The sequence below is a fragment of the Sorangium sp. So ce1153 genome, from assembly GCF_051521595.1.
GTDB lineage: Bacteria > Myxococcota_A > Polyangia > Polyangiales > Polyangiaceae > Sorangium.
The window spans coordinates 6515584-6528856 of record NZ_CP150361.1 but is presented as its reverse complement, the minus strand read 5'-3'; the positions used below and the strand labels follow the sequence as shown (position 1 = coordinate 6528856).

The following is a 13273-nucleotide window of genomic DNA, read 5'->3' as shown; positions in this document are numbered from 1 at the left end:
CGCCTGCCACGGCGATGCCACCATGCAGAAGGAGCTGATGACCCCGGCGGCGATCCTGCTCGGCAGCCTCATCATCGCCGCGGGCCTCTACTTCGGTCTCCAGCAGCCGGCGCCCTCCGGTGCGCCTCCTCCGGCCAGCGCGGAGGCCCGGGCTGCGTCGGCGCCGGCAGCACCGGCGGAGACGCCAGCATCGGCAGGGGCGCCGTCGCAGCCGCTGCCTCGCCCCCCGGCGGCGGTGACCTCGTCCGCCCCGCCGAGCGAGCTCTACGAACGCGTCGCGGCGGACGCCACCAGCGCGCTCGAGGCGCGGCGGCCGCTCTTCGTGAAGCAGTGCTGGGAGCCCTCGCTCAAGAAGAACCCCGCGCCCGCGCGCGCCAGGTACCTCTTCAACATGACCTTCGACGAGTCCGGGAAGGAGATCGCCCGCGGCATCAGCGAGGTGCGAGGGATGGACCGCCCCGACGCCGCGCATTGCCTCCGGATGATCCCGCTCGGGATCGGCGTGCCGCCGCCCGGAGCGCGCGTCGCCGTCGAGGTCGAGCTGACCCTTCCGTGAGCGCGCCCGCGCCGCAGCCGCGTTCCGACGCCGCCGTTTGGTCCGCGATGGGCGCTGGGCTAAGGTCACCCCGTGTCTTGGCTTGCTGAGCTCGCCCTGCACCTGATCCGCGCGCTGCACCTCGTCGCCCTCACGGTCGCGCCGACGTGGCTCTCGCCCGAGCCGCTGCCGCCGCGCGCGCTCGCCCTCTGGGGCTCGCTCTCGGCGATCGCGCTCGCCGCGGCGCTCGGCCTCTCCGCGTGGTTCGCGGCGCGGCTGGAGACGCGCCTCGCCAGGAACGGGGCGGCGCTGCTGTGGGTCGCGATGGCCACGGCGCTCGCGGCCACGCTCTACTACCGCGGGCCCCGCGCGCCGCTCGCGCAGGGCGTCTTCGTCGTCGCCGTGCCGCTGTGGGCGGCGCTCGCGACGCTCGCCGCGGCCGCCGCGGAGCACTGGCTCGGCTCGAGCTTCAAGCACCGGCGGATGGGGGCCGCGATCCTCATGATCGGCCTCGGCTCCGTCCAGGTGCTCGGGGCGTCGTCCCTGCTCGGGTCGCGCGAGCGGATGTGGTGGGCGGCGCTGCGCCGCGACGGAGCGCACCTGCGCGCGATCGACGAGCTCACGACGCCGCTCCTCGCGCAGCGCAAGCTGGATGAGCTCGACGGCGTCGCCGCGCGCTGCCTGAAGATGCACCCGCTCGCCGCCGAGCCTGCCGGTTCCGCCGCGCCCGCCACGTGCGCGTGCCTGGCGCTGCGGGCCGAGGCGAGGCTCCACGCCCGCAACGCCGGCGCCGCGCTCCGCGACGCGGAGGCGGCGCGCGAGCGATGCCCGGAGCAGAAGGGCGCGCGCGCCGTCCTGGCCGAGGCGCTCGCCGTCGCGGGCCGCACCGAGCGCGCGGAGGCGGAGGCGCGGGCCGCGCTGGAGCAGGGGGGCGAGCCGTCGCGGCTCCTCTACGCGCTCGCGCTCGCGCACGAGCGCGCGGGCCGCCTGGCGGAGGCCAGGGCCGAGGCAGAGCGCGCGATCGAGGCTGGCGCCGGCCGGAAGGCGCAGCTCCTCGCGGGGGCGCTCGCGATCCTGGCCGGGGATCTCGACGGGGCGCAGGCGCGCCTCACGCCGCTGGCCCAGCAGGACCCGTCCGACGCCGAGGTGCTCTACAACCTCGCGCTCATCGCCGACAAACGCGGCGACTACAACGGCGCGCGCCAGGGCTACCTCGCCGCCCTGAAGGCCGATCCGAGGAACGCGGAGGCGCGCTACAACCTGGCGCTCCTGACGTTCCGCGCCGGCATCGTCGAGGAGTCGCGCCACCACGCGCGCAAGTTCCTCGAGATCTTCCCGGACGATCCGCGCGGCAGCCAGCTCGCGCGCACGACGGGCACGCCGCTCGGCGCCGCGAGCAGCGGCGGCTCGCCCCCGGCCCGGTCCGGCGCGCGGCGGCCTGCGCAGGAGCCCGCCGCGAGCTCGGGCGCTCGCTAGATCCGCGCGTCAGCGAGCCCCGCCAGGGATTCGTGATGCGCGAAACCATCGGCGCGCAACGCGCGAGCCGCGCGCCGGCCGGTCAACGCGCTGACGACGCGACGACGCGACGACGCGGATGACGCGGATGACGCGGATGACGCCAACGAACTGCGCCAGCCGGCCGTTCACTTTTGCCAGGCGCGAACGTGACCCTGGACGGCGACCTGTGGTATTCCGAAGGTCTGGGAGGCTGCGTGACACCCGCCGCGGGGACCACCGTTGCCGATCGCTTTCGCCTGGTGCGTCCGCTGAGGCAAGGCGGGATGGGTTCGGTGTGGCTCGCCCAGCACATCGGCCTCGACATCCCCTGCGCGATCAAGTTCATGCACGCGCAGGGCGTCTCGAAGGAGGTGCGGCACCGCTTCGAGCGAGAGGCGAAGGTCGCGGCGCAGATCCGCAGCCCGCACGTCGTGCAGATCCTCGACCACGGTGTGTGGAAGGGTACGCCGTATATCGCGATGGAGTACCTCGAGGGGGAGGACCTCGACCATCGCATCCAGCGCGTCGGGCGGCTCGACCCGCACGACACGATGGCGATCACCGCGCAGGTGGCGCGCGCCCTCACGAAGGCGCACGCGGCCGGCCTGGTCCACCGCGACCTCAAGCCGGCCAACATCTTCCTCGTCCGGGACGACGACCGGGAGATCGCCAAGGTCCTCGACTTCGGCATCGCCAAGGACAGCACGCCGAAGGTCACCTCCAACACGAAGACCGGCTCGCTGCTCGGGACGCCCGCGTACATGAGCCCTGAGCAGGCGCAGGGGACCAAGAGCATCGATCATCGCTCGGACCTGTGGTCGCTCGCCGTCGTCGTGTTCGAGTGCCTGACCGGCAAGCTCCCGTTCGACAGCCAGGCCTTCGGCGATCTGCTCCTCAAGATCATGGTCAAGCCGCTGCCCGTGCCGTCGCAGTTCGCCCCGGTGCCGCCCGGCTTCGACGCCTGGTGGGCCCGCGCCGCGTCGCGCGAGCCGGAGGCCCGCTTCCAGAGCGCGAGGGAGTTCTGCGACGCGCTCGCGCTCGCCCTCGACATCGCGAGCGACAGCATCGAGCCGAGGACGAGCCTGACCGGCATGTTCCGCGCGCCTGGCGACCGCGTCTCCGTGGAGCTCGGGTTCACCCCGCGCTCGCAGGAGGGCGCGACGCTCCTCGACGCGGGGCCGGACAGCGCGGCGCCGTCGCTCGGCGACGCGGCCACGCTGGTCGCGTCGTCGGACGCCGAGGTCGAGCGGCTCTCGCCGAGCCCGGGCCGCACGGTGGCCTCGCCCGGCGAGCCGGCGGGCGCGTCGGCGCTGGCGGGCGCGTCGGGCCGACTGATGCGCTCGCAGACCGCCAGCGCCCTGGTGTCGGTCGTGTCTCCTCCGACCAAGCGACCCATCGTCGGGCGCGTGGTCGCCGCGGCGGCCGCCGCGGCCGTCCTCGTCGCCGCTGGGGTCTTCTTCCTGAGCGGCGCCGGGTCTGGCGTCCCGGCTCAGCCGCTCGCGCAGCCGGAGGCCACGGCGTCAGCGTCCGGCGCGCCGCAGGCCCCCGACCCCGTTGTGTCGGCTGCCGCACCGGTGAGCGAGCCCGAGCCGCCTGCCTCGGCGGCGCCGCCCGCCGCGCCAGCGGCCTCGGCGGTGGTCGCGCCGGGCGGCCCGCGCGCGCCGTCGGCGCAGCCTGCGTATCAGGTGAAGCCGCGTTCCCCCGCGCCGTCGGGTACCGTACGCCGCAAGCCGAAGCCGACCGACTTCGGCATCTGACGTTCACCCGCAGCACCTCGCTCGGATCTCGCTCGTATGGCTCGTCGACTCGGAATCGCTTCCTTGCTGTTCGCGCTGACGTGCGCGCCCGCCGCCCTCGCCCAGGTCTCTGACGCCGATCGCGCCACCGCGCGCTCGCTCGCCGTGGAGGGGCAGGAGGCCCTCGACAGGAAAGATTTCTCCGCCGCGCTCGACCGTTTCCGCCGCGCGGACGCCATCATCCATGCGCCGACGCTGCTGCTCGGCGTCGCCCGCGCCCAGGTGGGCATGGGCCAGTGGATCGCCGCCCAGGAGTCGTACAACCGCATCCTCCGCGAAGGGGCGCCGGAGCGCTCGCCAGAGCCGTTCTTCGAGGCGATCGCGGCCGCTCAGCGGGAGCTCGACGCGCTCGCGCCGCGGATCCCGCAGGTGCTGATCTCGGTGCGCGGGACGGACACGGCTGACGTCACGATCGACGGCGAGCCCGTGCCGCGCGCCGCGCTTGGCGTCAGGCGCCCGGTCGATCCGGGAGAGCACACCTTCCGCGCATCGGCCGCGGGGTTCGCTCCGGTCGAGGCGAAGCTCACGCTGGTGGAGCGCGCCAGCGAGACCGTCGCGCTGGACCTCAAGCCGATCGCGCCGCCGCCCTCGATCGCGCCGCCTGCGCCGGCCGCACCTGCGCCCGACCGGGGCACCGTCGCTCCGAGCGGCAGCAGCCGCACGGTGCTGGGGATCGCGGCGCTGGGTCTCGGAGGGGTCGGCCTCGCGGCCGGCGCCGTGGGCGGTGTGCTCGCGATCGGCAAGCACAGCGACCTCTCGGAGCGTTGCCCTGGCGGCCAGTGCGACGCCTCGCTGCAGGGCGACGTCGACAGCTACCGCGCGATGGGCACCCTCTCGACGATCGGGTTCGTTGTCGGCGCCGTGGGCGTCGGCGCGGGGGCGTTCCTCATCCTCACAGCGCCGAGGTCACCGCAGCGCGCCGGGATCTGGATCACGCCCGTGATCGGGCTCGGCTCCGCGGGAGCAAAGGGGAGTTTCTGATGCGCCAGGCGTTCGGAGTCAGCTTGATGCTCAGCGTTGTCCTGACCTGCGCCGCGTGCACCACCGTGCTCGGCGACTTCACGGTGGGCGAGGCCGGCGCAGGCTCGGCGGGCGGGTCATCCGGGTGCCAGGCCGACACGGCCGACTGCGACGGCGACGGCATGAGCTGCGAGGTGGACCTGACCAGCGACGCGCAGAACTGCGGCGTCTGCGGCGCGGTGTGCGTGGACGGCACCTGCAAGGCGAGCGTCTGCAGGGGGGTCACCGAGATCGCGCGGGGGTATCCGACGCCTCCGCAATCCTCGAACGCGCAGTTTCTCGCCATCTACGACGACGAGGTCTACTGGACGGCCGGCGAGGGCGAGGGCGGCAGCGTGCAGAAGGTGTCGATCCTCGGCGGGCCGGTCACGCCGCTCGCCGTCGAGCAGAACGCGCCGTACGGGATCGCCGTCAATCAGTACGGCGTCTTCTGGTCCAACCTCAACGACACGAACATCATGTGGGTGGACCGCAACGGCGCGGAGCAGCCGACGTTGGTCTTCAACTCGAGCAACGCGACGCTCGGCGTGGCGGCGGACGAGAGCGAGGTGTTCTGGGCGCAGCGCGCTGCCGGCATCGGCATACCAGGCAAGGGGAGCCTCATCGGCCAGATCACGATGCCCGACGGCCGGCCGAACACCAAGTTCCACGAGGAAGACAACACGTCGCCGCACCTCATCGCGCTCGACGAGCAGTACGTGTACTGGGTCGATCGAAGCGAGCGCGGCACGGTGAACAGGACGTCGCGACGCACCGGCGACTCGATGCAGCTGGCGAAAGACCAGCCCTTTCCGTACGCGATCGCCGTCGATCGGGACTACGTCTACTGGACCAACAGCCCGCGCACGGCAGAGCGCATCGAGCCGGGCGCCGTGATGATGGCGCCGAAGGCCGGCGCGCGGGACGCGACGCGCCTGTGGACGCCCGTCGAGGACGACGAGGTGGCGAACCCGTCTCCCGATTGCATCGCCGTGGACGACATCGACGCGTACGTCTACTGGACCGATCAGGGGTCGAGCCGAGTCATGCGCAAGCGCAAGGACCGCAGCGAGCCGCAAGAGGTGCTCTACAAGGGCGGGACGCCGCGCGGGATCGCGCTGCACGGCGAGTACGTGTACTGGGTGGACGAGAAGAACGACGGCGCGGTGCGCAAGCTGCGCCGCTGACCGGCGGCGCGCCCGGCGCTCCGCGCAGCGTGGTCGAGCGCGCGCTCAGCCCGCGGCGGCGTCGCGCAGCCGATCGACGTCGACGCCGAGCCTGCCCGACGCGTCGTCGGCGGCCGAGACGACCCGCGCCCCCTGGATGATGTCGCGCGCGATGAGCTGCGTGGAGAGGATCGCGCAGAACGCCATGTCGTCGGTGTTGCTCATCGACTTGCCGCCGGTCCTGCGGCACTTCGCGATGAGCCCCGCGACAGGCTGCGCCTGCCAGATGCCCGCGTCCTTGATGGCGTCCGGCGACAGGCAGGCCTCCACGTAGTCCGGCGTCCCGCTCCCGAAGAACGGCTGCACCACGGGGGCGCGGTACGGCTGCTTCTTGCGCTCGAGCACCCCCGGCGGCAGGAGATCGCCCATCGCGCGCTTCAGCACGTGCTTCTCGTCGAGGGTGCGCAGCTTGAGCGCGTCTGGCAGCGCGTCCGCCACGTCCATCACGTTGGGATCGAGGAACGGGAAGCGGCCCTCGACCGAGTTCGCCATCATCATGCGCTCGCCCTGCGAGGAGAGCAGGTAGCCGGAGAGCAGCGTCGTGATCTCCAGGTACTGCGCGCGCGCGAGCGGCGTCCAGCGCATGAAGTCGCCGGGCAGCTGCTCCCTCAGGCGATCGGCGGCCGCTGTCTCGCCGACGCCCTCGCGCATCGCGGGGTCGAGCATCAGCTTGATCCGGCTCGTCGCGTCCCACCGCGGGCGGTGGGAGTAGAACGGATCGTCGGTGTTCGCGAGGTTCCGCCCGAAGAAGGCCTTCGCCATCTCGACCTGCGCGACCGGCGACCGCTGGAGGTACGGGTAGAGCCGGAGGAGGAGCTGGGGCCGGAGCTTGCTCTCCGGGTGGCGCGCCCAGAAGCGGCGGACCCGGTCCTCGCGGAAGATGTCGTAGCCGGCGAAGAACTCGTCGGCGCCCTCGCCGGTCAGCACCACGCGGTAGCCGCTCTGCCGCACGAGGCGCGCCAGGATGAAGAGCGGCGCCGGGGCGGTGCGCAGGAGCGGGGCCTCGGCGTGATAGACGACGTCCGGGAAGACGCCGGCGATGTCGGCGTCGCCGCACTGGATCGAGGCGTGGGACGTGCCGAGGTGCGCGACGGCGGCGCGCTGGTACTGCGCCTCGTCGAACTCGCGCTCGGCGAACTCGACCGAGAACGTGCGCAGCGGGACGTCGCGGTTCGAGGCGATCAGCGCCGCGACGATCGTGGAGTCGAGGCCGCCGCTCAGGTAGCTGCCGACAGGGACGTCGGCGCGCAGGCGGATCGTCGAGCCGCCGCGGACCGCCTCGCGCACGCTGGCGACGAGCGGCGCCTCGTCGCCGGCCGGCGCGCGCCCGACCGGGAACTCGGGGCGGAAGCGCACCGAGACGCGCGGCGCCACGTCGCGATCGAGGTCGAGCGTCGCCACCGCGCCCGGCGGGATCTGCTGGATGGCCTCGTACGGCGTCAGCGGGGCGACCGGCGCCCAGAAGGTCAGGGCCTCGTCGAGGCCGTCGCGGGAGATCGCGCGCGGGATCGTCGGGTCCTGGAAGAGCGACTTCACCTCGCTGGCGAACCGGAGGACGCCGCGGTGGACCGTCCAGAAGAGCGGGTTGATGCCGACGCGGTCGCGCGAGAAGAACGCGCGCCTCCGCTTGACGTCCCAGAGGACGAACGCCCACTGGCCGTTCAGCCGGTCGACCATCGCCTCGCCGTACTCGGCGTAGGCGTGGATCAGCGCCTCGGTGTCGCTCTTCGTCCGGAAGTGGTGGCCCTTCGCCGTGAGCTCCTCGCGGAGCTCGATGTAGTTGAAGATCTCGCCGTTGAAGCAGACCCAGAGAGTCTCCTCGGCGTTGGCCATCGGCTGCCAGCCGCCGTCGAGGTCGATGATCGACAGGCGGGCGTGGGCGAGCGCGACGTGGCGATCGCGGTAGATGCCGAAGCCGTCAGGGCCCCGGTGGCGGAGCGCCCGCGCCATCCGGAGGGCGAGCTCGCGATCGGGGTTCGGCGCGTCGGTGCGTAGGTTGATGAGGCCGGCGATACCGCACATATCAGATGAGCTCGCTCTTCTTGACTTTGCCGCTCGCCGTCTTGGGGAGCGTGTCCATGAACTCGACGAACTTGGGCACGGCGACCTCGTCGAGCTCGGACCGCACCTTCTTGCGGATGTCGTCGGCGGTCACCGCGGCGTCGGGGGCCTTCACGACGGCGGCCTTCACCGCGACGCCGAGCACCTGATCCGGCACGCCGACGACCGCCGCCTCGACGACGCCGGGCACCTTGCAGATCACGGACTCGACCTCGAGGGGGCTCACCTTCTCGCCGCGGGTCTTGATGATGTCGTCCTTGCGCGCGACGAAGTAGAGGTACCGGTCCTCGTCCATCTTGAAGAGGTCCCCGGTGTGAAGCACCACCTCGCCGGGGAGGGGCCCCGGCCGGAGCGCGCGCGCGGTGGCGTCGGGGTTCTTCCAGTAGCCGCGCATCACGTTCGGCCCGCGCACGACGAGCTCGCCCACCTCGCCCGGCTCGGCCCGCGTGCCGTCCTCTCGCTCGATCCAGAGCTCCTCGTTGGGCATCGCGATGCCGACGGAGGACGGCCGCTCGAGCGCCAGGGAGGGCGGCAGGTAGCAGACGCGCGTGCACTCGGTCTGGCCGTACATCGCGAAGAAGGCGACGTTGGGCAGGAGCTCGCGCAGGCGCAGGAGCTGCGGCCCCGGGAGCCCGTAGGCGGCGTTCGTCATGTACCGGAGGGCCGAGAGATCGGCCTTCGCGAAGTTCTTGAGCGAGAGCATCGAGGCGAAGATCGTCGGCACGCCGGCGAAGCCGGTGGCGCGCTCGTCGGCCAGCTTCTGGACGATGGGCCAGGGCATGGAGAAGCCCTTCTCGAGCACGACGGTCCCGCCGAACGCGTGCGTCACGAGCAGCTGGAAGAGCCCGTAGGTGTGCGACAGGGGCAGCACGCAGAGGATCACGTCGTCCGCCGTGTGCTCGAGGTACGCGCCGATCGCCGCGGTGCTGTTGCGGAGGTTCTGGTGGGTCAGCATGACCCCCTTCGACTCGCCCGTGCTGCCGCTCGTCCAGCAGAGCGTCGCCAGATCGAGCTCGATCGCGCGGCGCTCGGGGGCCCCTCCGGGCGCGCTGGCCAGCGACTCCTGGAAGTCGCGCCCCTCGGGCGGGGCGCCCGTCGCGGCCGGGGGCGCGGCGCCGCTCAGGAACGTCGCCGAAGGCCTCGCGCCCGGCGGGAGCTCGGCCACGGCGGCGAGGCTGTCGCGCATGCCGCGCGCCGCCACGAGCACGCGCGGCTCGGCGAGCTCCATGACCTGGCCGAGGCGCCGCGGCCGCATCGCGGTGCCGAGCAGCGACGGCACGCCGTCGGCGCGGAGCGTGCCGTAGTAGGCGACGACCGCGTCGACGCCGTTGTCGAGCGCGATCATCACGCGGTCGCCGCGGTGGACGCCCGCCTCGCGGAAGAGCGCGGCGCAGCGGTCGGCGAGCGCGTCGAGCTCGCGGTACGTGATCCGTCGCCCTTCCGAGACCAGCGCGACGTGGTCGGGGCGCGAAGCGGCGAACGATCGCAGCCCCGAGTCGATGAGGAAGCGATCCGAGCGCGGATCGCGACGAGCGGTGTGCTGCGTGCTCATGCGCCCCCCGGTGTCCGGGCTAGTTGCTGCTCTTCTTGCCGTTGACGTAGGTCACGAGCCGGGCGATCGAGCCGAAATTCTCCGGCACCATCTCCTCGTCGGCGACCTGGATGCCGAGGTCCTGCTCGAGGAACTGAACGATCTCGAGGACGGCCGTCGAATCCAGGATTCCCTGATCGAGCAAAGGGACCTCGGCCCCGAGATCGGCGGTGGCGCCCCTGTATCCGAACGAGGTGACCAGGAAGTTGCGAATCGTCGATTCGATGCTGGAAGTGCTCATGGAGTTAATTCCTACGTCTATCACCCTCCAGGCTTTCCTGTCGAGGGTGCTCGGCGGAGCGAACTGTCACGGTTGGCGCGACTTGCGCGATTTGTGCTGTGGCGCGCGTGGTGACCGCCGGAACGCCGCAGGGCGCCGTCCGTCGCGCTGATCGCGCCACGTACGACGCGCGGGACGGGGAGCGCGCCGTGGAGGGTAAGTTCACGACTCGCGATCTTCCCGTCCGCGCCGTCTTCACTGCTCGGCGCGGTATTCACCGCTCGGCGTGAGCTCCGAATCTCGGCGCGAGCTCCTTCCGAGTCCGTCGTGGTCGTGATGCGCTCTCGCGGAAGCGCCTCCTTCCCTTCGCGTCCTCATCGCCGCTTCGCCGCTGGCGCGAGGACGCAAAGGAAGCTGCGCTGTTTCCGCTCGGTTTCGCGCGGGGAGAGTCGGCGTCGCCGGCTGTCGCTGCCGCCGACGGGGGTTCCCCGCGCGGCGCCTCAGGCGTGGCCCTGGTCGCGGACGAGCAGCGGCTGGGCGTGGAGGTACTGCGCCACCCGGCGCTTCGCCTCGATGTCCTTGAACACGCGCTCTACCTGCGCCGGCGTGATGCCGACGGCGGACGCCGCCTCCGCGGCCGGGACCTTGTTGTTGTAGGCGTAGAGGCAGAGGTCCATCTTGTCGTAGGGGAGCGCGAAGTAGAACTCGTCCTGCCCCTGCGGCAGCGAGAAGGTGTCGGTCGTGGGCGCGCGCCCGCGGATGTCGGCCGGGACGCCGATGTACTCGGCGAGCGCGTAGACCTGGCTCTTGTACAGGTGCGCGATCGGCTTGAAATCCGCGGCGCCGTCGCCCTGCTTCACGAAGAAGCCCTGATCGTACTCGAGCAGGTTGGGCGTGCCGGCGACGGCGTAGTTGAGCCTGTCCGCGTGGTAGTACTCCATCATCTTGCGGATGCGCTGCTTGAAGTTCGTCGCGGCGACGAGCTGCAGGTAGGCGTTCAAGGGCATCCGCTTCACGCGCGGCTCCTCGCCGGGCGGCTGCGCGGTCAGCTGCGAGACGTTGAGCCTGTCGCTCTCGAGGATCGAGGGCAGCGTGATCTTGAACTTCCAGCTCTCGTTGTAGTCCGGGTAGACCATCCGGATCGCCTCATCCTGCCGCTCGTAGCAGCGGAGGCCGGTCAACGCGGGCTTGATGTTCTCGATGACCGCCTCGATGCCCAGCCCCTCGGCGAGCAGCTTGCCGAGCCGGAGCGCGTCGTCCGAGGTGTCGCGCTCGGGCATGAACAGGCCGAGCACCTTGTCCTTGCCGAGCGCGCGGACGCACAGCGTCGAGACAACGGAGCTGTCGATCCCGCCCGAGATCCCGACCACTGCCCCGCGCCGCCGCAGCGCGCCGAACACCTGATCCCGGATGGCCTGCTCGATCTCTTGCGCTACTGCCGGGGCATCGATCCTGAGGACGTCTCGCGAAAACATGGTTGGCATCCACCCTTTCAAGAAGATGGACCAGCCTATTAAAACCGAGCGCGACAGGGAACCCCGTTCGCTGCGAGCCGCCCCGGGCCGGGCGAGATGTCTGGCGACGTCCGGCGTGAAGCCCCGAGGAAACAAGCTGTTACGCGGAAGCTGCGCCTCGCCTGGTCAGGGGCGGAGGCAGCGGCGGAGGCTCGCGCAGACCGTCCTCCACCCGGCGCGGGCCTGGCCGCCGCGCGGGGTGGAGCGCCAGCGCGGCCGCGTCAGGGCGCGGGGCGCGGCTCGCCGGTCGCGGAGAACTCGTTGGCCTCCGCGGCGAGCACCCAGAGCACGGCCATCCGGACCGCGACGCCTGCCTCGACCTGGTCGAGGATCACGCTCTGCTTGCCGTCCGCGACGCGCGGATCGATCTCCACGCCGCGGTTCATCGGCCCCGGGTGCATCACGATCGCGTCCGGCTTGGCGAGCGCGAGCCGGGCCGGGTTGAGCCCGAAGGTGCGGCTGTACTCGCGCGTGCTCGGGAGGAAGCTGCCGCTCAGCCGCTCGCGCTGCACCCGCAGCATCATCACCACGTCGGCCCCCTCGAGGGCGGGCTCGATCCGGTCGTAGAGGGTCGCGCCGAGCGACTCGCCCGCGACCGGCAGGAGCGTGCGCGGGCCGGCGAAGCGCACCCGCGCGCCCATCGTCGTGAGCAGGTGCGCGTTCGACCGCGCCACGCGGCTGTGGACGATGTCGCCGCAGATCGCGACCTCCAGCCCCTCCAGCCGGCCCTTGGCGCGCCGGATCGTGAACGCGTCGAGCAGCGCCTGCGTCGGGTGCTCGTGCGTGCCGTCCCCCGCGTTGATCACCGCGGCGCGCGTGCGCGCGGCGACGTGGTGCGGCGCGCCCGACGCGCTGTGCCGGATCACGAGGACGTCCGGCTGCATCGCCTGGAGGTTCTGCACCGTGTCGAGGAGCGACTCCCCCTTCACGGCGCTCGAGGTGGAGACGCTGATGTTGATGACGTCGGCGCTGAGCCGCTTGCCGGCGAGCTCGAACGACGTCCGCGTGCGCGTCGAGGGCTCGTAGAACAGGTTCACGACCGTCTTGCCGCGGAGCGTGGGCACCTTGCGCACGCTCCGTCGCGAGACGTCGAAGAGCGACTCGGCCGCGTCCAGGAGGGCCACGATCTCGGGTCGCGAGAGCCCCTCGATGCCGAGCAGGTGTCGGTGCGGGTAGATCCTCCTCATGCGCTGGCTTACGTCCCTTCCGGGGGAGAGGGTGGCTCCGAGATCTTCGCGCCGGCGGGGGTGACGAGAGCCCAGAGCTCTCCCGCGCGCTCCACGACATCGACGCGCTGCCCAGGGGCGAGCTCGACCGCGCGGACGACGTAATCAGGGTGAATCGGCAGCTCCCTGCCGCCGCGATCGACCAGCGCGACCAGCTCGATCCGCTGCGGTCGCCCGTAATCGAGCACCGCGTCGACCGCCGCGCGGATGGTGCGGCCGGTGTAGATCACATCGTCGATCAGCACGATGCGACGGCCGTCGACGGGGAACGAGATGTGGCTGGGGCCGATGCGCGGGTTCGGCAGGGCGGTCGCGGCGTCGTCGCGGTACAGCGTGATGTCGACGGCGCCGACCGGCGGCGTGTGCCCCTCGATCTCGAGGAGCAGCGCGGCGAGCCGCTTGGCCAGCGGTTCGCCGCCCCGCCGGATCCCGATGAGCGCCAGATCGTCCACGCCGCGGCCGCGCTCGGCGATCTGGAGAGCGACGCGCCGCAGGCCGCGCCCGATGGCGGCCGGGTCGAGCAGAGCTTCCATGGCGCGGCGAGGGCTAGCACAGCGAGCGCCCTGCACCCAAGGGCCGCGTGCGCCGCCCGCCGGATCGCCGCTCTG

General features: G+C 72.1%; 11 protein-coding genes. 5 read left to right on the top strand and 6 right to left on the bottom strand.

All coding sequences use genetic code 11. From position 1 onward, the window contains the following. Positions 1 to 22 precede the first annotated feature (22 nt). The 5 genes from WME85_RS23410 (at position 23) to WME85_RS23390 (ending at position 6014) form a co-directional block, all read left to right on the top strand. Positions 23 to 556, top strand: a complete 534-nt coding sequence (locus WME85_RS23410; RefSeq protein WP_437841083.1) for a hypothetical protein — start codon at positions 23 to 25, stop codon at positions 554 to 556. 72 nt (positions 557 to 628) lie between these two features. After that, positions 629 to 2011: a tetratricopeptide repeat protein gene (locus tag WME85_RS23405; RefSeq protein ID WP_437841081.1), complete on the top strand. Its 1383-nt coding sequence runs from the start codon at positions 629 to 631 to the stop codon at positions 2009 to 2011. A 188-nt stretch (positions 2012 to 2199) separates the two neighbouring features. Further along, positions 2200 to 3789 carry a serine/threonine-protein kinase gene (locus WME85_RS23400; RefSeq protein WP_437841080.1) on the top strand — a complete coding sequence of 530 codons (1590 nt, stop codon included), beginning with the start codon at positions 2200 to 2202 and terminating at the stop codon, positions 3787 to 3789. Positions 3790 to 3825: 36 nt separating this feature from the next. Continuing rightward, complete coding sequence (locus tag WME85_RS23395; RefSeq protein ID WP_437841078.1) at positions 3826 to 4809, top strand: hypothetical protein; 984 nt, start codon at positions 3826 to 3828, stop codon at positions 4807 to 4809. Between the two features lie 26 nt (positions 4810 to 4835). Further along, complete coding sequence (locus WME85_RS23390) at positions 4836 to 6014, top strand: lipoprotein receptor (RefSeq protein ID WP_437841076.1); 1179 nt, start codon at positions 4836 to 4838, stop codon at positions 6012 to 6014. 45 nt (positions 6015 to 6059) lie between these two features. Here WME85_RS23390 and asnB read toward each other — a convergent pair whose 3' ends face one another. From asnB to pyrR, 6 genes are all read right to left on the bottom strand, one after another. Next, positions 6060 to 8075, bottom strand: a complete 2016-nt coding sequence (gene asnB / locus WME85_RS23385; RefSeq protein WP_437841075.1) for an asparagine synthase (glutamine-hydrolyzing) — start codon at positions 8073 to 8075, stop codon at positions 6060 to 6062. A gap of 1 nt (position 8076) precedes the next feature. Further along, on the bottom strand, positions 8077 to 9666 hold the full coding sequence (locus tag WME85_RS23380) for a class I adenylate-forming enzyme family protein (RefSeq protein WP_437841073.1): 1590 nt from the start codon (positions 9664 to 9666) through the stop codon (positions 8077 to 8079). A 19-nt stretch (positions 9667 to 9685) separates the two neighbouring features. Continuing rightward, positions 9686 to 9946, bottom strand: coding sequence for an acyl carrier protein (locus WME85_RS23375; protein ID WP_020736522.1), 261 nt, complete (start codon positions 9944 to 9946; stop codon positions 9686 to 9688). A gap of 479 nt (positions 9947 to 10425) precedes the next feature. After that, positions 10426 to 11400 (bottom strand): NAD(+) synthase, encoded by a 975-nt coding sequence (gene nadE / locus WME85_RS23370; protein ID WP_437627550.1) that lies wholly within the window; start codon positions 11398 to 11400, stop codon positions 10426 to 10428. A 260-nt stretch (positions 11401 to 11660) separates the two neighbouring features. After that, positions 11661 to 12626: an aspartate carbamoyltransferase catalytic subunit gene (locus WME85_RS23365; RefSeq protein WP_437841071.1), complete on the bottom strand. Its 966-nt coding sequence runs from the start codon at positions 12624 to 12626 to the stop codon at positions 11661 to 11663. Positions 12627 to 12634: 8 nt separating this feature from the next. Then, on the bottom strand, positions 12635 to 13198 hold the full coding sequence (gene pyrR / locus WME85_RS23360) for a bifunctional pyr operon transcriptional regulator/uracil phosphoribosyltransferase PyrR (protein ID WP_437841070.1): 564 nt from the start codon (positions 13196 to 13198) through the stop codon (positions 12635 to 12637). Positions 13199 to 13273: the final 75 nt, after the last annotated feature.

Coding starts and splice junctions, on each gene's coding strand:
- WME85_RS23410 (WP_437841083.1), top strand. CDS start 23: ATGCAGAAGGAGCTGATGACCCCGGCGGCGATCCTGCTCGGCAGCCTC.
- WME85_RS23375 (WP_020736522.1), bottom strand. CDS start 9,946: ATGAGCACTTCCAGCATCGAATCGACGATTCGCAACTTCCTGGTCACC.
- WME85_RS23365 (WP_437841071.1), bottom strand. CDS start 12,626: ATGAGGAGGATCTACCCGCACCGACACCTGCTCGGCATCGAGGGGCTC.
- pyrR (WP_437841070.1), bottom strand. CDS start 13,198: ATGGAAGCTCTGCTCGACCCGGCCGCCATCGGGCGCGGCCTGCGGCGC.
- nadE (WP_437627550.1), bottom strand. CDS start 11,400: ATGTTTTCGCGAGACGTCCTCAGGATCGATGCCCCGGCAGTAGCGCAA.
- WME85_RS23395 (WP_437841078.1), top strand. CDS start 3,826: ATGGCTCGTCGACTCGGAATCGCTTCCTTGCTGTTCGCGCTGACGTGC.
- asnB (WP_437841075.1), bottom strand. CDS start 8,075: ATGTGCGGTATCGCCGGCCTCATCAACCTACGCACCGACGCGCCGAAC.
- WME85_RS23390 (WP_437841076.1), top strand. CDS start 4,836: ATGCTCAGCGTTGTCCTGACCTGCGCCGCGTGCACCACCGTGCTCGGC.
- WME85_RS23380 (WP_437841073.1), bottom strand. CDS start 9,666: ATGAGCACGCAGCACACCGCTCGTCGCGATCCGCGCTCGGATCGCTTC.